The 20,257-nt window shown below is 74.3% G+C and carries 15 protein-coding genes; 3 read left to right on the top strand and 12 right to left on the bottom strand.

The features are described from left to right. Positions 1-14: 14 nt before the first annotated feature. Both JQN84_RS08995 and JQN84_RS08990 read right to left on the bottom strand, forming a co-directional pair. A complete protein-coding gene (locus tag JQN84_RS08995; protein ID WP_307821104.1) occupies positions 15-995 on the bottom strand; it encodes an SMI1/KNR4 family protein in 981 nt (326 codons plus the stop codon). Continuing rightward, on the bottom strand, positions 992-1,927 hold the full coding sequence (locus tag JQN84_RS08990; protein ID WP_204957879.1) for an SseB family protein: 936 nt from the start codon (positions 1,925-1,927) through the stop codon (positions 992-994). Before JQN84_RS08990 ends, JQN84_RS08995 begins: the two co-directional genes overlap by 4 nt. A gap of 128 nt (positions 1,928-2,055) precedes the next feature. Between JQN84_RS08990 and JQN84_RS08985 the strand changes: the two genes are divergently transcribed. Continuing rightward, entirely contained in the window at positions 2,056-2,526 is a 471-nt protein-coding gene (locus tag JQN84_RS08985) for a hypothetical protein (RefSeq protein ID WP_204957878.1), read from the top strand. A 20-nt stretch (positions 2,527-2,546) separates the two neighbouring features. Here the strand turns inward: JQN84_RS08985 and JQN84_RS08980 are convergent, their stop codons facing one another. The 10 genes from JQN84_RS08980 to JQN84_RS08935 all read right to left on the bottom strand — a co-directional run bounded on the left by JQN84_RS08980 (position 2,547) and on the right by JQN84_RS08935 (position 16,930). Further along, positions 2,547-3,095, bottom strand: coding sequence for a hypothetical protein (locus tag JQN84_RS08980; RefSeq protein WP_281894330.1), 549 nt, complete (start codon positions 3,093-3,095; stop codon positions 2,547-2,549). Beyond that, positions 3,092-3,652 (bottom strand): hypothetical protein, encoded by a 561-nt coding sequence (locus tag JQN84_RS08975; RefSeq protein ID WP_204957877.1) that lies wholly within the window; start codon positions 3,650-3,652, stop codon positions 3,092-3,094. Before JQN84_RS08975 ends, JQN84_RS08980 begins: the two co-directional genes overlap by 4 nt. After that, a complete protein-coding gene (locus JQN84_RS08970; protein WP_204957876.1) occupies positions 3,649-3,879 on the bottom strand; it encodes a hypothetical protein in 231 nt (76 codons plus the stop codon). The genes JQN84_RS08975 and JQN84_RS08970 overlap by 4 nt, the downstream gene beginning before the upstream one ends. A 103-nt stretch (positions 3,880-3,982) precedes the next feature. Further along, complete coding sequence (locus JQN84_RS08965; RefSeq protein WP_204957875.1) at positions 3,983-4,645, bottom strand: hypothetical protein; 663 nt, start codon at positions 4,643-4,645, stop codon at positions 3,983-3,985. Positions 4,646-4,749: 104 nt separating this feature from the next. Beyond that, positions 4,750-5,421 carry a hypothetical protein gene (locus JQN84_RS08960; RefSeq protein ID WP_204957874.1) on the bottom strand — a complete coding sequence of 224 codons (672 nt, stop codon included), beginning with the start codon at positions 5,419-5,421 and terminating at the stop codon, positions 4,750-4,752. Between the two features lie 98 nt (positions 5,422-5,519). Beyond that, a complete protein-coding gene (locus JQN84_RS08955) occupies positions 5,520-15,278 on the bottom strand; it encodes a WXG100-like domain-containing protein (RefSeq protein WP_204957873.1) in 9,759 nt (3,252 codons plus the stop codon). Positions 15,279-15,326: 48 nt separating this feature from the next. Next, positions 15,327-15,698 carry a hypothetical protein gene (locus JQN84_RS08950; protein WP_204957872.1) on the bottom strand — a complete coding sequence of 124 codons (372 nt, stop codon included), beginning with the start codon at positions 15,696-15,698 and terminating at the stop codon, positions 15,327-15,329. Continuing rightward, on the bottom strand, positions 15,691-16,092 hold the full coding sequence (locus JQN84_RS08945; RefSeq protein ID WP_204957871.1) for a YbaB/EbfC family nucleoid-associated protein: 402 nt from the start codon (positions 16,090-16,092) through the stop codon (positions 15,691-15,693). The genes JQN84_RS08950 and JQN84_RS08945 overlap by 8 nt, the downstream gene beginning before the upstream one ends. A 109-nt stretch (positions 16,093-16,201) precedes the next feature. Then, positions 16,202-16,492, bottom strand: a complete 291-nt coding sequence (locus tag JQN84_RS08940; protein ID WP_088644222.1) for a WXG100 family type VII secretion target — start codon at positions 16,490-16,492, stop codon at positions 16,202-16,204. Positions 16,493-16,570: 78 nt separating this feature from the next. Next, the gene (locus tag JQN84_RS08935) at positions 16,571-16,930 is read right to left on the bottom strand and encodes a WXG100 family type VII secretion target (RefSeq protein ID WP_239484979.1); all 360 of its coding nucleotides are present in this window, start codon (positions 16,928-16,930) and stop codon (positions 16,571-16,573) included. Between the two features lie 248 nt (positions 16,931-17,178). On the opposite strand from JQN84_RS08935, the gene JQN84_RS08930 reads away from it, so the two are divergent. Both JQN84_RS08930 and JQN84_RS08925 read left to right on the top strand, forming a co-directional pair. Then, entirely contained in the window at positions 17,179-18,225 is a 1,047-nt protein-coding gene (locus JQN84_RS08930) for a WXG100 family type VII secretion target (RefSeq protein ID WP_204957870.1), read from the top strand. A 15-nt stretch (positions 18,226-18,240) separates the two neighbouring features. Continuing rightward, positions 18,241-20,244 carry a hypothetical protein gene (locus JQN84_RS08925; protein ID WP_204957869.1) on the top strand — a complete coding sequence of 668 codons (2,004 nt, stop codon included), beginning with the start codon at positions 18,241-18,243 and terminating at the stop codon, positions 20,242-20,244. The last annotated feature ends 13 nt before the right edge of the window (positions 20,245-20,257 follow it).

Genomic DNA, 20,257 nt, shown 5'->3' with positions numbered 1-20,257 from the left:
CCTCCGTCCCCGTCTCACGCTGCGGGCCGGCGGCGGGCGGGCGGCAGCGCCGACCCGGTCCGCCCGTCGTCGACCCGACCGACCAGGCCGCCGGTCACCGCGCCGACGGCCAGGTCACGCAGCGACCCGGGCACCGCCCGCAGGTCGTGCCAGAAGACGCCGAAGCTGTCGGCGCAGCGGTGCAGCAGCCGGTCGCCCACGTCGGCGGCGGTGTCGTCGTCGCGGGCCCGGGGATCGTCGTCGTCCCAGTACCAGACCGACCCCTCGTCGCCGCCGGCGACCCGCACGGCGAGCAGGCCGCCCTGCACGTGCCCGACGGCCAGCCAGTCGGCGGTGAACCGGTCGGTGAACCAGGCGTTGGCGTGGCACAGGTCCTGCATCCAGTCGGCCCGTGCCACCCCGAACAGCGGCTGGTCGACCACGAACCCGAACCGGGGGTGCACGGCCGGCCAGTCCGGCCAGCCGCCGTTGGTGCGGGCCAGGAAGTCCCGGTAGCCGGCCGGGAGGGCGAAGCCGAGCCGCTGCTCGACGCGGGTCACCGCCTGCGGGGTGAGCCGTTGCGCGAACCGCAGCGGCGGCGGGGTGACGGAGTCCACCGGCAGGCCGCGTCGGCGGTGGTCGGCGTCGCCGGTGCTCACCCCGCCCAGGTGCCGCAGCGCCGCGTGCAGTTCCGCCGGCACCAGCGCGAGCCGCCGGCTGCGCGGCAGGTGCGCCCAGACCCACCCCGCCGGGGTACGTCCCGACGCCTGCGGATCGGCCGGGTCGGGCACCGCCAGGTTGGCGGTGAGCACGTCCAGCACCCGGGCCTCGTCCACCCCGATGCCGGGCGGCAGCGGCGGCAGCTCGACCACCGCCCGCGCGTACGGCGTCCAGTCGGGAAAGCCGTACGGGTCGACCGGCACGCCCTGCCGGTAGCGGACCCGCAGCATCGGCGCGACCGGGTGGGCCACCCCGAAGGCGTACCGGGCTGCGGGGATCGGCCCGCCCCCGCTCACCGGTCCCCCCCGTCCGGGCCGGGGACGGTCTCGTCGGGGGTGGGCCAGAGCAGCAGGAACGGGACCTGGTCGGCGGGGACGGTGACACCGGCCGGGGAGTCCGGGTCGACGGCCAGGGCGTGCCCCGGCGGCCAGACGGTGAGCAGGGCGGTCATCGTGGCCCGCAGGCTCGGCGTGCCGTCCGGGTAGGCCCGCGCGAAACGTTCCGGGACGGTGAACACCTCGATCACCGGCGACTCCCCCGCGCCGACCGCCCGCCACGGAAAATCCGGGTCGACCAGCCGGGCCGGGTCGGGCACCGGGGCGGCGGTGGGGAGCACCACCAGCGCGTCGAGCAGCGCGTCCAGGTAGCCGACGGAGTCACCATGCTCGGCCGCGTCGAGCAACAGCGCGGCGGTGTCCGGCTCGGGCGCCGGGCGCGGGGCGGGGGCCGGTGGGGCGATCGCGGCAGCCGGGTCGTCCGGCCCGTCGGCGGTTGCGGCGGCGATCTCGTCGTCGGCCGCCGCCTCGGCCAGCTCGGTGAGCAGTTCCGCCCCGGCGGGCACGGTCAGCTCGCCGGCCGCCGCCGCCCGGACCGCCTCCACCGGCAGGTACGCGTCCAGCGGGGTGCCCGGGTTGACCGCCAGCCGCCAGCCGGCCACCGGCCACCGCTCGCACAGCTCGTCGTACCCGGTCACGGTGTACGCGTCGGCGACCCCGGCGACCTGCGGCGCCATCGCCTCCAGCGAGGTGAACACGGGCAGGAACGGCGCTCCGAAAAGGTCCATCGTGACGAACCGCTGGCCGCCGTCGGCCGGGTCGTCGTCGCGCACCTGCGGCAGGAACAGCTCGGCCCGGGTGAGGATGCGGAAGAACCCGGTGCGGTCGTCGTCGCGGGCCGCGCGCAGCAACGCCCGTTCGGTGTCGTTGGCCGGCTGCCACGACTCGTCCACGACGGGTCTCCCTCCCTGCCCGGTGTCGACCTGAGCCTAGCGATGTCCCGGCGGCGGGCGGGACCCGCAACGGGCGCACGCTAGGCTACGGGCCGGTCGCCGTCCGCCGACGTTCCGCAGGAGGTTCCATGCGACGTGTCGTCGCGGTCGCCGCCCTGGCCGCCACTGTGGCCGGTTGTTCCGCCGGCCCGCCGCCCGCCCCGGCACCGGCCCCGGTGGACCACGTGGTCACGCTCACCGTCGAGGTGGTCGGCGGCGGGGGTGGGCTGTTCGGAATGGCGGTCACCTGGGGACACAGCAGGGTGGAGACACAGTCCGCCACCAGCCTGACCTGGGCCTGGTCCCACGCGGTGACGCTGCGTTATCCGGACGTCGAACGGGTGTGGGTGTCGGCGACGCCGCAGGTCCGCCCGGGGGTCGACGAACGGTTGGCGTACGCCGGCGGGCCACCGACGTTGCACTGCACGATCCTGTTCGGCGACCGGCTCGTGCAGGACCAGAGCAGCATCTCCCCGACGTGCGAGGCGAACCTGTCGGCCAGCCCACCGGCCGGCCGGGCCCCCGCCCCCGGGCAGCGGTCGGGCGGCACCGCCGACTGACCGCGGCCACCCCCGACGGTTCAGCCCAGCCGGCGCAGCGCCCCGACGTACGCCGACCGCACCGCGACCAGCCGGCCGGCCCGGAACCGGCCCGGCTCCCGCTGGTAGACCGTGCGGCCCAGCGCCGTCCAGACCGCGGTGAACGGCACCCGGGCACCGCCGGGCGGCACGAACTTCACCACCTCGTCGAGCGCGGCGACGGCGGCGGTCAGCCGGGACCGGCACCGCTGCCGGTCCGCCTCCGGCAGGGTGTGCGCCCCGGCCGGCACCCCCCGGGCGTGGTGCCCGGCCACCCACAGCCACTCCCCGGCGTCGATCAGCCGGGACGGCTCCGGGCCGCCGTACCGGAAGCTCTCCTCGACCTCGACGGGCCCGGCGGGCAGCCGGAACAGGAACTCGCGGGCCGTGCCGCATCCCTGGCACGCGCCGGTGTAGCGGCGGGCCAGGTCACCGTCGGGCAGGGTGAGCACGGTGGAGGCGCGCGGGAACCGCCCCTGCCCGCAGCCGCACGGTTGCAGGTCCATGTAGAGGTGGGCCTCGTGGAGGGACCGCGCGGCCAACGGGATCACGACGGGCTCCACGGCATGTGGTCCAGGTGGAAGTCCCGCACGACCTCGATGCGGCGGCGGCGGAACCGTCCCGGTTCCCGGTGGTAGACAGTCCGTCCCCGGGTCGACCAGAACGCCGCCTCGGGCACCGCATCGCCGCCGTCGGGCAGGAACTTGTGGACCTCCTCCAGGGCGGCCACGGCCGTCCAGCGCAGGTCCGCCGCCTCGGCGTCGTCACCCTCCCGTTCGGCCACCTCCGCCGCCTGGCCGCACCAGTCGGCGACGAGCAGCCACTCACCGGGGTCGAGCAGGGCGGACGGCTGCGGACCGCCGAACCGGGTGGTGGGGTGCGGCCCGGCATCGGCGGGCGTCGTCCGTCCGTCGGGCAGGGCGAAGACGAACTCGCGCTGCTCCTGGCACTCGGCGCAGCGGCCGGAGTACCGGTAGGCCGGTCGGCTCCCCTGCGCCGTCGCCGTCCCGGTCCAGGCGGCCTCCATCGACCCGCACCGGCCACACGGATGCAGCTCCAGGTAGAGGTCGGCCTCGTCCCGGCTCCGGACGGCGGGCAGCAGGCTCATTCCGCGTCCCGGTAGTGGCCGGTGTCCGGGTCGAGACCCATGATCTCCCGGGCCTGGCGCATGTACTCGCGCTGCGCCTGTGCCGACGGCGACCGGCGCTGCGCCGAGTCGGCACCCTCGGGGGTGAAGTCGACGTCGTCCACCCGGTGTGTGGCCTGCCACCGGGCGTGCAGGTCGGCCAGCTCCCGCAGCCGGCGTTGCCGTTCCGGATCGACGTTCATCGCCATCGGGTCACCTCCGGACACCGGCCGCCGGTGGGCGAACCGCTCGCCCGGACCAGCGACCGTGCTTGGTCTCTCCTGGCCGGTACGTCGCACGCGGCACCACCCGTCACGGCAGCGGACGCTCCACCCGCTCGGCGACGGTCTCCCGGGCCCAGGTCGCCGCCCGGTCCGGCCCGCCCGTCACCGTCCACCGGTACACATCGACCGCGGAGCGGATCTCCAACAGGTAATGGTTGTGCGAGAAGAACCGCAGAGTCCAGCCCCCGTCCGGGTCCGGCGCGAACGTCGGGGGCGTCACCGCCGGAGCGTCCGGCACCGCCAGCACCCGGGTGAAGTGGTCGGGGTCACGGACCAGCCAACCGGCGCGGGTGCCCTCGGTCACCGAGAACGGGCATACCACCGGGCCGTCGATCTCCCACGCCGAGTACAGCTCACCGAGCAGCTCCGCGTAGGCCAGCGGGTCCAGCCCGGCGCCCACCCGGCGACCCAGTTCACCCATCACCTCGGGCCGGTTGAGATGCAGCGTCCCGCCCGACGCGGTGAGGAGCAGGGCATGGGTGACGAAGATCGGCTGTCGCGCGGCCACCACCCGGACCGCGTCGGCCACCCACTCCTCGTCGGCGACCGCCCACCGCGCCGGGCGGGCCAGGTAGCGGAAGCGGGCGGTCCGCACGGTCACCGACTCCGGACCGACCCACACCCGCTCGGTGGATTCGCCCGGCGCCAGCACGTACCGCTGGAGCGCCTCGGTCGTCCGCTCCGTGTCCACCAGCAACCTCCCCGTCACGGCCGTCGGCGCACGTCATCCTGCCACAGCGACGCACCCGGCCGTCCCGGTCGGGCGTCGGAACGGGCCCGCTGCGGCTGCCGGTGTCATCCCGCGACCGGGCCGGACGGTCCAGGCGTCCACAGCAGGGCCGCGCCCGCCAGCGCCGCCCGCTGGTACGGCGGCAGTGGTTCACCTGCCCAGAACGTCTCCACCTGCGGCGTCTCCTCGTCCTCCTCGGCGAGGGCGCGCTGGGCATCGTAGGTGATGTCCCAGGCCCGCATCCCAGGGCTCAACTCGGCGAGGCAGACCCGCCGTTCCACCGGTGAGCCGTCGACCGCCGACCGCCACGCCCGCCAGATACCCCGGACACCGGGATGACGGGAAACACTCACCACGAACCGGGTGTCGGGCCAGTCGGTCAGCTCGTAGGCCAGATCGGCGAGGTGACCGAGCCGGGCCGGCAACCGGGTGAGGTCCTCCGGGTCACCACCGGTCAGGTCCAACGGGTTCGGCAGCCGGTTCCCGGCGCGCTCGACAACCGCTGTCCGCGCCGGCAGGAAACGGAAGGCGTCCGCCGACGGCGTCTGCTCGGAGACCGGCACCTCGGCGTACAACTGGGGTTCACCCCCCGGCACATCCAGCGTGCGCAGGATACGGCCCAGCAGTTCCCGGTCCGCAGCGGAGATCGGTACGGCGTACTGCACCGTCGCCACCGACACCGCGTCCGGAAGGTGCCGCAGATCCCCGTCGCCGAGGAGCTTACGCAGCTGGGTCACCACTTCGTCAGGGAACCGCCCCGCCAACCGCAACAGCATGCGGTGTACGGCGGCGAAGAGGTCGTCCGCCTCATCCCATACAGGACTGTCGATCACTGTCAGATCTCTTCCATGATGATTATCGTGCAGTTGTCCTGGAACTCGGCAGGCAACCGGGCCCGTACCTGTTCCTCAAGGTCAGGATCGGACGTGCGACGCATCCGCGAGCGTGGGGGGAAGACCGCCTCCTCATCGACGGCGAAGGACGAGAACACCGATATGTCGCGGGCCTGCTGCCCGGTGAGCCGGTAGACCACCAGGATCCTCCCGCCCGAGGCAGGGTTCTCGGCCATGAACCGTACCGCCACGTCGAGGCGACGACTGACGCTGAGGAACTCCCGCGCCCTACCGGTCGGCAGCCACGAGTTGCCGTAGATCGGGGAGTACACCGGGGTGATCCAGTCACCCCGATAGGCGACCACCGGCCGGTCCGGACTACCGACGGCGGGCAACTGCATCATCGCGTCGTGCACCATGTCAGCGTGCCACCGCACCTCGTTGAACAACCGGGGTGACACCGAGCGGAGCCGGCCGGTGAGGTCGTCCCAGGCCCTGTCGAGCGCCTGGGCGGCCCGGACCCGCTCGACGGTGCTCTGGGCGCCCGGCTGGGCCCGCGCCTGCTGCCTGGCCGCCGTCATGCGCCGTTGCGCCTGCACCCACCGCGCGGCCGGGTCACTGAGCGGCGAGCGTACGGTGAGGTGACCCGCCCCCTCGTGCACCACCGCACGGAGCAGCAACGGCAACGGCAACGCCTTGGTGCCGGCAGCGACAGCGCCCAGGTAGTTCCGGACGAGTTCGTCGACCTTCCGGTCGAACACCTCCCTCGTCGGCCGCTCCGCCACCCCTGCGGTGAACAGGTGGGTACGGATCACGTTGTTGATCAGGTAGTGGCTGTGTCGGGTGTAGACGGCCAGCGCCATGACGTGGGGCTTCGACAGCCGCTGACCCAGACTGCGCACGGCTGCGGTGTCGGCCGGGTCGATGCCGTTGCGCCGCAGCCAACCGGCGAGGTCGGCGTCCCGCACCTGACCGCTCTCCAGTTGGGGCCACAGCCGGTCCGCGATCGCCGGGACCTTGTGCTGGGTCTCCGAGAAACCCTGCGGGTCGACGGCATGATCCAGGTAACGGGCCTCGTGGGGGAAGAGCCCGTCCACCGTCACCTCGGCCCGCAGCGTGGGCAGGTCGACGTCGGGCAGGCTGCGGTAGAGGTCCACCGCCGTCAGGCGGGTGTCGGGCGGGCGCAGCTCCACCCGCTTGACACCGGCGATCTCCGCTCCGCGCAGGATCTCGAAGAGCGAATGGTCCCGGGCCGGCAGCATCCAGCCCATCAGGCCGCTCAGGAACCGCTCGGTCTGCCGGCCGTCGAGCCCCACGAACCGGGCGGCGGTGAGCATCCGGGCGGTGGTGCCGGAGACCCCGTCGATGACCGGGAAGCCGTCCCGACCCACCCAGCGGGCCCACGGCCCATGGTCGGTGTCGTGCGCGGTCACCCCCTCACGCCACGGCAGCAGGCTGTCGTCACCGAGCGGAGCGCCGGACCTCTCCCTGTTCACCTGGTCGACGTAGGCCCGTTCGAGCCGACCGAGCGGAGTCCCCAGCCGGGCATAGTGGTCGGGGGTGTTGGCCAGTGCCAACTGTTCGTCATCCGAGCGGGGCCGGCGGGGGGACTGACTCGCCGTCATCTCGGCCAGGTCCCGGATGCCGTGCTCCGAGTTCCGCGCCACGTTGCCGGTGGCGAAGAAGTCCCGGCCGAACTTCAGCCTGTCCCGCAGCGGGTCCGGCAGCAACCGGTTCACCGTACCGTCGAGCAGGTCCCCCATCCGACGGACCGCCGCCACGTCGACGCCCGCGTCCCGGGCCTGCTCCCACCGGCCCCCGTCGAGCACCGACAGCAGCACGTGGGAAAGGGTGTACGGGCTCTTCCAGTTGCAGTAGGCCGCGTTGTAGAAGGCGGTCATCGTCTCCCGGAGGTTACCCTCGGCGAGCAGCCGATCGAAGCTCACCGAGGTGCCCACCTGACCGGCGCTGTCGGGGGCGTCGTCCCGGAAGAAGGCGCTCTCCACCCGGGCGACCACCTCGGCGCGGGTCTCCCCCGGGTGCGCCGGCCCGGTCAGTGCCACCAGGATGTCACGCATCCGGGTCAGCGCCGTCCGTACCGTGTCCTGCACCTGCGGGTCGCGGAAATAGTGCGCCCCCAACCGCTGCTCGAACCGGGTCGCCTCCGTGGACCAGCGGGGATCGTGCAGGAACCGCGCGAACTCGAACGGCACCCGACTGACCCGGGCCGGATAGGTCGCCGGAGCCAGGTCTCCCGTGGGCTTCGACGGGTGGACCTCCGGCGGCAGCACATCGCCGTCGCGGGCACGCCCCGGCGGGCCGCCGCCGGAGGGACCGGCACGCTCGTCCGGTGGGCCCGCCCGGCCCAGCAGCGCGTCCCGGCCGGCGTCGCTGAGCCGCCCGTCGAGCAGCCGCAGCCGGGCCGCCGACCCCGGATCGTCCGGACGCAGGCCGAGATGGTCGCGCAGGGCCCGCAGTTCGACGCGGGCGTACGTCGCCTGCGCCGGGTCGCGCAGCAGGTCGGCCAGCACCTCCACCTCGGCCAGCCGGCCCAGGTCGTGCGGGCTGGGACCGATGCCGTCGGCCAGCACACCCGGGGTGAGAGCGTCCGGCGCGAACGGGTCCAGCCCACCGGCGGCCCGCTGCCTGATCGCCGCCAGCTCGGCCGCCTCGTGGGCGACGGCCCGCGCCACGTTGACGTCGGCAGCCCGGTCGGACAGCTCGATCCGCCAACCGCCCCCCTCCGGTGGCACGGTGCCGTGCGGCAGGTCCCGGCCGTCCGCGTCGACCGGCACCGACCGGGCCACCGCGCCGTCGGGCAGGGCGTCCGCCGGCACGGCGGTCAGGTCCAGCCGTACGCCGCGCAGCGTGCCGTCCGCCGGCAACCGGTCGATCAGCAGGCGCAACGCCTCGTCGCCGAGTCGACGTACCAGTTCCGGCGCAGCCACCTCCCGGCCGTACCCGTGGAACTGCGCGTCGGGCACCCGGGCGGCGGTGACCGGCGCAGGGCCGTCCCCACGGAGCAGCCCGTGGATCGCCGACGGGTCGGGCACCCGGGGCAGCCCGGCGGTGTACGCCGACCGGGGGTGCAGCGGACCGGTGTCACTGATCGACTTGACGCCCTTCCAGTCGGCGCCGAGCAGGGCCCGCTTGCCGATCCAGGAGGCGTCCCGCCCCCGGTGGTGCTCCCCCCAGCCGGCCTGGCTGATCTCGAACGGCGTCGGGTACCGGCCGGTGCCGAAGGGGTGGCTGCGGGCCCGGTCCAGGATCTCCCGTCCCGCCTCCCGCTGCCGGTACGCCTCGGTGAGCACCTGCTCCGGTTCGCTGGTGCCGTAGCGTTCCCGGAGCCGGTCGACGTCGACGGGGTCGTCGCCGTCGGCCGCCCGCCGGGCCAGCGCGATGTCGACGTCCACCGCACGCAGCTCATCTCGGAGCCGGTCGAGCACGCCCTCGGCCCGGTGCCCGGTGTTCGGCGCCCAGTCGAATCCGTCGCGCGCCCACGCGTACCCGCCGACGGTGGAGGCGGCGTGCACCTCGACCCGTTCGACGCCTGAGTACCGGTACCAGTCGGTGAGATGGCCGTTCCACTCCCGGGCGAAGCCCTGGCCCTGGACCCGTTCGCTGAGCTTCAGCGAGACGTGTTCGACGAACAGGCTGCCGTCGTGGTCACGGTGGAAGGACCGCACCACCCGACCGACGGGCACGCCGTCCGGATCGTGCACGGCGGCCCGGACGACGACCTCGTCGCGGTGCACACTGACGCTGTACGGATCGTCTAGTTCCACCCGGACGCGCAGCCCGGCGAACTCGCGTCCGTCGAGCTGGTCGGCGAACTCCCGGCGGACGGCGTCACCCCAGGCGTCGGCCTCCTCCCGGCTGGCGGGGATCAGCTCGTCGAGCGACGGACGACGGTCCTCCCGCCGCCACGGCGGGTCGGACCACATCTCGTCGTTGCGGGCGGGCTCCCGCCCGTCGGCAGGTGTCTCCCCGTCCGCCTGCGGCACCTGCTCCAGCTCGTGCACGGGGTACCCGCGTCGGGCCAGGTCGGCGTCGAGCCGGTGGAGGTCCTCCCGGAGCCGGGCCCGGTCGATCGGGTCGGTCGCCGCCCGCAGCTCGTCGACGACGCACCGGCGCTCGGTCAGCCCGAGCAGGGTCCGTCCATCCGGGGCCACCGCGTCGGCCGCCCCGCGCCCCGCACCCGGCTGGCCCGCCGGACGGACCGGCTCCGCAGCGGGCCAGCCCGGCCCCGGTTCCGGTGCCCACGTCCGGTGGTCCGCGGCCCGCCCCGGAGGCGACCACGATCCGACGGTCCCCTCGCCCGGTCCACCCGGTCGCGGCGTCCCCGCTTCGCCGGTGCCCCACCGGGGTGCCGCTCCCCGCTCCGGCGGGAGCGGGGTCGGATCGGCCCCGCCGAGGAGGCCGGTGATCCGGTGCAGGGCCCGACCCAACACTCCCGGGCGATGCCCCGCCGGCCGGTCCGCCGGGCCACCGTCGCGTGCCGGCCCCCACTCGGCGAGCGGTGGCACACCGGGGTCGGAGCGGGGTGGGGCCGACCCGTCCGGGGCGGCCGGACGGTCGCGGAGCGCGGGCAGCGACCGTCCCGACTGCTCCTGTCCGATCGCGTCGAGGTCGATGCCGTACCGGTCGGCGATCTCCCGGCTCAGCGGGCCGTGGAAGGCGCCGCCACGACGCTCGCCGGGGATCGGGTGGTTCGCCTCGGCGATGGCCAGGCGGGCCCGTTCCACGATCTGCGCGACAGGTTGGTCGACCGCCCGGTCGAGCAGTTCCCGGGGCAGGACGGCCCGCTCGGCCGGATCCAGCACGTACCGGTCGAGGACATAGTCCCGCATCTGCTGCGGGGTCCAGTCGGCCATCTCCTGGTAGGCGTCACTGCGGGGTAGGCGCGGGTCCCCTGCGTGGTCGGTGGCGCGGAAACCGGCCAGCCCCCGCAGGAAGTGCTGCTGGACGGCGAACGCCTGGAACTCGCCTTCGAACCGGAACGGCACCAGCACCTGCGCCGAGATGTCGTCGCCGTAGCGTCCTTCGGCGACTCCCTGGGCCAGGACGTCGCCCACCACGTCGGGGCCGGGCTGGAGCCGGTGCATGCTCTCGTGCACGACGGTCGCGGCGACCGCGCTGATCGGTCGGAAGGTGGCGCCGTCGCGGGGGTCGACATAGAGGATCTCGGTCCGGGTGTCGAAGCCGCCGCGCGCCGGTCCGCGGATCCACGCGTCCAGCTCCGGGTGGCGCAGCTCCGGTGGGAGCAGCGCCGCGACGCTCTCCGGGTCCTTGGGGATCAGCCGGTCGAAGGTGTCGGCGGCGTGCCGCTCGAAGGCCGGCCCGAGCACGTCGCCGATCTTCGCCACCGCGATCGCCTGGTCGATGACGTGGAACCGGTGGGTGACCGGGTCCACGCTGACCACCCGATGGGCCATCTCGACGGCGTTGAGCGGGTCCACCCCGTCCAGGTCCCGCCAGCCCGGGTCGGCGTGTTCCCCGCCCCGGGAGAAGTCCCGCCAGTCGCGGTACCGGTCGGCGTACCCGTCGACCGCCCGGCTCAGCGCGCGTACCTCCCGGACGACGTCACCGAGCGGGCCGCCGGCGCGGGCCCGGTCGGCGGCCGCCTGCAACCGGTCGGCCTGCCCGGCCACCGCGTCGAGGTCGGCGATCCGGCGGGCCACCGCCGCCTGCGGGTACCGGCCGAGCAGGTTCTCCTTCGCCCTGCCCACCAGCTCGTGCACCTGCTCGGGCAGTTCCGCGCCGGTCCTGGTGCGGTGCGCCGGGAAGTTGCCGCTCGGCGCGAGTTCCTGGCTGATCGGCAACTCGTCGCCCGTCCGGGGTGGGACGGCCGGCGGCGTGGCGGTCGGGTCGGCCGGGCTTCGCTGGGCGACCAGCGCCGTCGTCTCCGCGCGCAGCCGGGCCACCACGGCGTCGATCTCCGCCTGGCTGCGCGGCAGGTAGGAGCCGTCCTCCTGGCGCACCGCCAGGTGTTCCCGGGCCCAGTCGCGCAGCTGCCCGGGGGTCGTCGGGTCGCCGGCGAGCAGGCCGCGCACCGTGTCCGGGCTGAGGGGCCGGGGTGGTGCCGGCGTCGGGGCGGTGGCGTCCCGGAAGCTGACCGCGTCGGCGTCCAGCACCGGCGGGTCCGGCCGGACCGGTGCCTCCAACGGCGCAAGCGACGGCTCCGGCATCGTCCGCACCGGTCCGGGTCGCGTCGGCCCGTCCGGCGTCGTCGCCCCGGCCCGACCCCCTTCCGGTACGCCGTCCGCCGGCACCCCGGACCGGCCGGGCTCGACCGGGCGGTCGAACACCTGGTGGATCTCGCGGTGCAGGGTGCGCCAGGCGTCGCCGAGCTGCCTGTCGACGAAGGCGGCCCGAGTGGCCGGGTCGGCCGGCAGGTGCTCCGGCAGCACCACCCCGGCCGGCTCCCGCTGGACCCACCGCCCGTGCTCGACCGCCATTCCCGGCCGCAGCACCACCGGCTGTCCGGGTGGCAGCGCCGAGTTGACCTGGAGCACCACCCCGACCCGCAGCCCGTCCGGGTACTCGACGGTGAGCAGCCGGGACGACTCGTCCCAGCTGGCCCGGTGCGGCTGGTCCACCGGCCCGGCGTCCCGGCCGGCCAGCAACTCCCCGACGTGCCCGTCGAACGTCGACCGCACCGCCTCGGGCAACGGCACCGAGGGCCCGATCGGGTGCGACCCGGTCGGCACCAGCTCGACCGGGACGTGTCCCTGCGCTACGCCGCGTAGCTGCCCCCCGGCGGCCAGCTCGCCGCCTCGGCCTGCATCCGCAGGATCTTGCCGTACGCCTTCCGGTACTGCATATCCGCCGGCCCGTCCAGCACCTGCCCCTCCCGGGACTCCTTCTGGATGACCAGCCGACGGTCCTTCTCCGGGTGGCCGAAGCTGTACTCGACCTCCCGACTGTCCTCCCGGACCAGTTCGAAGTCCACCAGAATCGCCATCACCGGTTCTCCTCGGCCACGAGTTGTCCAGGTCCTCTCCGGTCCGGCCGGGCGCGACCCGCTCCCAATTGAACAGGCTCTGGGCGTACGCGTGGGCATCCGGGTAGGTGGCGTCCGGGTGCAACAGCAGGTAGCCCGACTCGGCCAGCTCGTGCTCCAGCAGGATCAGGTCGGGTTCGAGCGGGCGGCCCTCCCGCAACCTGATCCACGCCTCGGCGATGTCCTCGTCCGCGTCGAAACGTCGGCGGACCCAGCCGTCCGGGTAGTCCCGCAGCACGTGCTCGTCGACCATGAGGTGCTGTTTCACCCGGGCGATCTCGGCGTGGGTGAACCCTGTCGTGCCGCCGGGCCGGGCGACGGTGGCGAGGTTCGCCGCGATGTCCGCGATGTCCCCCGGATCTGCCCGGAACCGGTCGTAGGCCCGGTCCGCCCACTCCATCGCCCGGAGTTCGTCCCGGGGACGGATCGCGGCCCCGGTCTGCGCGTCCTGCTCCTCGGGCCCCCGGTCCCCCGCCCCCCGATCCTCGGGGGGCCGGTCCGGTGGGGGCCGGTCGTCGGCCGGGTGGTCCCCCGGTCGGGGGTGGTCCGGGCGGTGGTGGTCCGGGTGGGGGTGGTCCGGGTGGGGGTGGTCCGGGTGGGGTTCGGCCCGGGTCACCCCGGTCGGGTCGGTGGCCGGCCCGGTCCGGTCGGCACCGGTGGCCGCCGGGTGGTCCCGGGCAGTGGTCACCGGTGCTTCGGGGCGGGTGGGAGCACCGTCGACGGGTCCACGCGGCGGCGCGGTGTCGGCCGGTGTCGGCCGGGTCACCGGGTCACCGGCCGCCCGTCCGCCGGTCGGCGGGGTCGACTCCCCCGCCACCCGGTCGCCACCCGGGCGGGACCACTCCCCCGGCGTCCGCTCGCCCCCGGGCCGCACCGGATCGGCAGGTGGACGGGCCGGGTCGAGAGACGGGCGGGCCGGGTCGGCGAGGCGGGTCCCGGCCTCCGGGGTGCGTACCGGTGCGGGGTGGGCGGGCTGGCGCGGGCCGCTGCCGTCCCCGCCTCCGGTGCCGCCGACCAGGTCGGTGCGTTGCGGCAGGTCGGCCGAGGGCAGCTCGGGTCGCGGCGGGTGCGGGCCACCCGGGCCGCCCGGGGTGGGGCCGTCGCCGTCGACCACCGTCGGGTCGGGCGACCGGACGCCGTCGCGGGCGAGCACGGTGCCGTCGGCAGCGATCGCCCCACCGTCGATCCGCTGGCCGTCGCCGTCGACGTGGGTCCAGACCGCGCCCCGCTCGCTGTAGGTGACCCGCAGGCCGGCGGCCCGGTCGACGGCGGCCATCCCCTCGGGGAGCACCAGCACGTCCCGCCCGATCCGCAGGTTCGTCCCGCCGACCCGGACGGTGTCCAGTTTGTTCTGCGCGCCGAAGACGACGCCGGCCTTGGCCCCCTCGGCACCCCCGTGCAGCATGTTCTGCAGGTCGAACTTCCCCTGGGCGGCGTCGGTCGCGCCGGTCACCAGCGCACCGGTGACCCCGCCACCGATGACGTGGCCGGGGATGCCGCCGAACATCGACGCCCCGAACAGCCCACCCTGGACGGTGGAGACGCCGAGCTGACCGAGGTCGAGGCTGGCCCGTTCGCCACCGGCGATCTGGTACATCTGGCCCAGCAGGTTGCCCCCGCCCATGAACGCCGCCCCGAACGCCACCCGCTGGCCCAGGTACTTGGTCAGCTCCCGGCCGAAGGTGGTGGTGGCGATCTCGCGGGTCGCGTACTGGCTCAGGGTGGCCCGGCTGAGCTGCTCGAACGCCTCGGTGCCGGCCAGTCGTACGCCGCCGCGGGTGGCGAGGTCGGTGCCGACCCGGGCACCGAACTTGCGCAGCAGCTGTTCCTCGATCTCCCGGGCGAGCTGGTTGCGGGCGGCGAGCAGGCTGCGCCCGGCCAGCCGTCGGGACTCCAGCCCGGCCTCCCGGCCGAGTTGGCGCAGCAGTTCCCGGTTGGTGACGCCGCGCAGCCACTGACCGGCCATCCGGTCGGCGACCGACCGGGCGATGACGTTGCGCGGCAGGGTGTTGCGGGCGAGGGTGCCCGCGCCCTGCCGGATCACCGTCGGCAGGGTCTGCCGGACGAAGGTGGGGACCTGGGTCCGCGCGAAGCGCGGCAGCTGGGTGGTGACCAGCCGGGGGACCTGGGTACGGACCAGGTTCGGCAACTGGGTCCGCACCAGGGTCGGCAGCGTACGGGTCAGCAGCGCGGTCACCTCGGCGAGCGCGGCGCGGACGGAGATGCTGCCGATGGCCCGTACCGCGTTGGTGGCGGCGGCCCCGATCGCGGCGCGGCAGGCGGCGAACGCCCCCGGAATGCCGGCGGTGGACAGGCCGAGGGACGGGATGGCGGCGGCGACCAGCAGGAACAGCGAGACGGCCAGCATGATCAGGCCGAGCAGGGCCATGAACTTCATCAGCTCGATCTGGAGCCCGAAGCTCTGCACCGCCTCCTCCATGGAGGCGAGGGTGTCGACCGTGCCGGCGAGCGACTCCAGGTAGGCGAGCCATTCCCGGGTGAACGCCCCGGCGGCCCCGTCGCCGCTCCAGTTGGTCAGGATGCCGTCGGCCGCGTGTACCGCCTCGGTGTAGAAGGCGGCGAGTTCCTGCGTCGCGGCGCCCCAGGCGTCGGAGAGCTCGTAGACCGCGTCGATGTCCGACTCGGGGATCTTGCCGATGAGGATCTCACCGACGGTGGAACGGACGCCCGGGATGGCGGCTTCGAGGTCGGAGAACCACTCCAGGATCTCGGCGAGGGCGTGGTCACTCTCGCTCACGCGGGGTCCTCCGCGGCACCGTCGGATTGCCCGGCCGGCCGCCTCGGGTCAGTGCCGGCCACCGGCCCGGTCGATGTCGGTGGCGTTGTCGTCGTCGGTGCCGGTGTAGCTCCACATCGCGTCGGCCACGTACGCACCGAGCTTGTCCATCGCCTCGCCGAGCTTGGGCACGGTGGTCTTGATCGCCTCGTTCATCTGCTGCCCGCCGCCGCCGGAAACCTCGACCGACTTGTGGTACGTCTTGAGGAACTCGTTGGTGAACTCGTCGCGCGGCAGCGTCCCGGGCGTGCCTTCCAGGGTAGTGATCGCCCGGAACCTGTCACCCATCGTGGTGGACATCGACTGCCCGGCGAACCGCAGCCGGTTGGCGATGCCGAGGATGTCGGCCACGCTCGTCTTGATCTCGACGAAGCTACTCATCGTCGTCCCCCTTCAGGCGCACGTCGGCGTCGTGGCTGTGCAGCAGCTTCTCCAGCTGCGCGCCGCCGGGGGCCAGCCGGCGCAGGTCGGGGGCGATGCTGTCGTCGAGGATCTCCTTGGACTGCTCGGCGGCGTCCTCGACAGCGAGCCGGACGGTCGCCACGATGGTGGCGGCCAGCGCCCTGGAGTTGGGGTTACGGAACACCCGGGGGTCGATGTCCAGCTCCAGCAGGTGCCCCCGGGGGCCGACGACCGCCTTGACGGTGCGGTCGTCCGACCAGGCCGTGCCGGTCACCCGGAGCATCCGGCGCTGGACGTCGTCCATTCCGGACCAGGCCTTCTTGAGGTCACCGATCATGGCGGTCAACGCGCCGAAGTTCGGTCGTTCCTCCATCGTCCCTCCCCCGAGGTCCCTCCGCCGGGCAGCCTAGCCGGGGCGGCCCGGCACCGGCCGCCCCGCCGGTCCGCCGCCCTCCCGGCCGGGAGGGCGGCGGACCGGACGGTCACATGCCGGCGGCGATCTGCTGGTCGACCTGCTGCATCCGCTCGGCCGACGCGCCGAGCTTCACGCCGACCCGGGTCAGCGCCTCCTTGATCTCGGTGGCACCCTGGTTCCACTTCTGCCGGGCCTCGTCGCACGCCTGCCCCGCCGGCCCCTGCCAGTCCTGCGCGAAGAGCTGGGTGAACTGGGTGTAGAGGTCCTGGAGGCTGCCGTCCATCTGGCCCTGGTAGGTGCCGATGGCGGTGGCCACGTCGGAGATCTGGGCGAAGTTGTAGGTGATGGGACTGCTCACTGGAAGGTCACCTTTCGCTGGTCACGGCGGCACGGGTCGCCCGGGCGGGTCGACGTGCCGCGGCGGATACCGGCGGCGTCAGCCGCGCAGGATGCTCATCACGCTGGCGTCGCCGGTCTCGGCGGCGGCCTGGCGGATCTCGGTCGCGGCGTCCTCGTCGTTCATGCCGTACTGGGTGGCGGCGCTGGTCATCTTGCCGGACAGCTCGTCGAGCGCCGAGATGATCTTCTTGAGGCCGTCGTTGAGCTGAATGGAGACGTCCTGAAGCGCGTTGTTGGCCGAGCCGCGCATACCGCTGCCGCCCAGGGCCTGCACCCGTTCGATGAGCCGTGCCATGCCCAGCGCGAGGCCCTCACCGGTGTCGTTGCAGCGCGTCGCCATCTGGTTCAGCTGTTCCTGGGTGGCGTGAACCTGACCCAGTCCAGGAGTGTCGGTCAAGGTGGACTCACCCGCTCCTCTGCTTGCGCCCCCCGGTCAGGGAAGCGTCCCCTTGATGGTGGTGGCCGTCATGGCCGACCCTGACGGTAGCGCCCCGTAACGAATCGGGCCACCTCACTACGTCCGAAGTGGCTGGTCGGTGCGCCGACAGTGGTGGTACCGGGTCCCGCCGGTGGTCGGCAGCGGTTACGCTCGGGGCGATTTCCGGTGAGACCCGGGCGGGGGCCCGCCGCACCAGGGGAGGTTCGGTGGCGCAGGACGACGGCAGCAACCCGTACCAGCACGAGACCGACCAGAACACCCGGACCGACTGGCTGGCCGACCAGAAACCCGTCGACGTCGATCCGGACGGGCTGGTCGACTACGGCAAGAACATGGTCGTCATCCAGGAAAATCTGCAGAGCCACGGCGGTCGGTTGAGCCAGCTCGGCCAGTTGCCGCACCGCGCCTGGGAGGGTGCCGCGCTGCCCGAGGGCGTCTACGTCCGCACCCAGCTCACCCTCAACTACGCCGAGTTCCAGCAGTACCTGACCTACCTGGGCGCGGCGCTGACCAACATCGGCATGGCCGCGCAGACGGTGGCGGACGCCTACGCCAACACCGACGGCTGGTCGGCGGCCTCGCTGGACGCGGTCCGGTTCGCCTTCGGCGAGGCCGACGCGCCGCGTCCCGCCGGGCTGCCGCCGTTCGTCTCCGGAAAGACCTGGTGGGACCAGTACCTCGAAACGGTGTCGAGCGGTCAGGCCGGCGTCGCGCCGACCCCCGAGCAGTTCGTCGACCAGGGCCAGCCCCGGGTCGCCCCGGACGGCAGCATCACCTTCACCGCGCTCGGCCCCGGCGGTGTGGTGCGCACCATCGTGCAGCGGTCGTTGCCCGGCGGCGTGGGCACCGAGACGGTCACCACCACGACCGACGCCACCGGCAAGGTGCTCGACAGCAGCACCAGCCGGACGACCACCGTCGTCACCGGCAACTCGACGGTGGTCACCACCACCAACACCGACGCCGAGGGCCGGCGCACCGGCGGCAGCCGGGAGACCACGTCGTACGGCGTCGACGGCGGTCGTACGGTGACCAGCGAGCAGCTCGACGCCGGGGACAAGCCGACCGCCACCCGGGTCGACGCGCAGCACGCCGACGGGACGCACACGATCACCACGACCGACGGCAAGGGCACCGTCACCCAGGAGCTGCACATCGGCGAGGACACCGAGGGGGTGGACCCGGCCGAGCTGACCGAATCCCCCGCCAAGCGGGCCCTGGACGAGATCAAGCAGCACGACTACGGCATCTGAGCCCGGGAGGACACCATGGCCGACTACTGGGGTGCCCAGGCGACGTACGCGCACGGTGGCCCGCGCGGCGAGGGCACCCGGTACGTCATGCCGCCGGAGAACCCGGACCTGAAGTTCACCCCCGCACCGGGTGGTGAGGGCGGGGCCACCATCGAGGCGGTCCGCCAGCAGGTGCTGGGGCAGCACCCGGAGGACATCTCGGCGCTGGCCGACCAGTGGCAGAACGCCTACAACCTGCTGCAGAGCATCCACCAGCAACTGCTGTCCGCCAGCCAGACCCTGCACGACGAGCACTGGAAGTCACCGCAGGCCCGGGACGCGTTCCTCAAGGCGGGGCCGGGCAAGACGCTGGCGTACCTCGACGAGTGGATGGACGCGGCCCAGCACAACGTGACCGCGCTGCGCGCGATGGTCGGCATCGCCCGCGACTCCCGGGCGGAGATGGAGCGTCTCTGGACGGAATACCGGGAGGCCATCGACGACGCGAAGAACTCCGACGGCTGGACGCAGTTCTCGGAGGGCTTCAAGCAGGGCTTCACCCTGGGCCTGTACGACGGCGAGAAGGGCATCCAGGCGGCCGAGGCCGAGGCGGTGCAGGAGAAGCAGGAGGAGTACAACCGCCGGGCCCAGGAGTTGGCCCGACGCACCGCCGACGACTACTTCGACACGTTGAGCAAGGTCAGCGGCGGGCACGGTCCGCCGTTCTTCCCGATGGACGCGGTGCTCAACCCGGTCGGTCACCCGCCGTGGCGCGGGCCGGTCGGCGCGCCGCCGCCGGTGGGGCCGCCCGGTGCCCGCCCGCCGGGGGTGGGGACGACCCCGCCACCGGCGTCGGTGCGGCCGGTGCCCCGTCCGGGTGATCCGGACCAGTTGGCCCGACAGGTGCTGGACACCCTCCGGCCGCCACCGGAGGCCGGCGCGCCGGCACCGACGCCCGGGACCGACGGGCGGGCGGGTCCCGCCGTGACGCCGCCGCCGGTGGTGCCGCCGCTGGTCGCACCGCCACCCGGCCTGTCCACCGGGGCACCCGGGTTGAGCGGTGCGACCGCCAACGCCACCGGCGCGGGCCGGGCCGGGCTCGCCCGGCCGCCGGGCCTCGACGGGCTCGCCGGTGAGCGTGCCGGGCTGCGCAGCGGCGTGCTGCGCGGTGGCGCCGGAGCGCCGGCGGTCAGCGAACCGCCCCAGGCATCGCTGCGGTCCCCCGGCGCGAACGCCACCCCGCCACCGACCGGCGGCCGGGCTGCGCCGCCGAACGGGCTGCGTGGTCCCGGTGCCAGGTCGACGGCGGCCCCGCCGACCGGTGCCCGGGGCACCCCGGCCGGTTCCCCGCACTCCCCGGCCTCCGGCCGGCCGGGCAGCGGGCAGCAGGCGGACCCGGCCCGGCGGGGCACCGTCCGTGCGGGTGCCGGCGACGAGGACCTGTTCGGCCGGCCGGCCGGGGAGACCACCGCGCCGGTGTTGCAGAACCGGCGGCCGGACGCGCGGCGCACGTCCGGCGATTCCGCCGGTACGCAGGCCGGCGACGCCTCGACGCCGACCCGGCCGGGGACCGCCCCGCCGGTGCTGGGCAGCTCGGCACGGGGTGCCGGGGTGACCGGGTCGCCCCGCTCGAAGCGCCGGGACCGGACCGGTGCGGCGCAACCGGCGACGCCGGGCGGCGGGTGGCTGGGTGACGGGCGGTCGGAGGCGACCGCACCGGTGCTGGACGCGCCGGCCGCGCCGCTGTCCGGGGGGCGGGTGTCCCGGCTGGAGGAGGTGCCTGGCGCGTTGCGGGGCCGGCCGGCGGCCGAGCCGGCACCCCGGCGGGCGCGCGGCGGGCAGCCGGTGCCGCCGGAGCTGACGCCCCGGCGGACCACCGCCGCGAAGCGGGACGACCGGGAGAGGCCCGGTGACGGTCCGGGGATCGTCACCGACGAGCAGGCGTTCAGTGTGGAGACGCCGGGTGGTGGTGTGCTCGGCAAGCAGGCCGAGGACCGCTCCTACCGGGCCGAACCGAAGACCGCGCTGGGCGGCAACTGAGCGCGTTCCGGCC

Source organism: Micromonospora humidisoli (assembly GCF_016900955.1).
Taxonomy (GTDB): Bacteria; Actinomycetota; Actinomycetes; order Mycobacteriales; family Micromonosporaceae; genus Micromonospora; species Micromonospora wenchangensis.
Note: the sequence above shows the minus strand (reverse complement) of the source record. Positions and strands in the feature narration are given on the sequence as shown.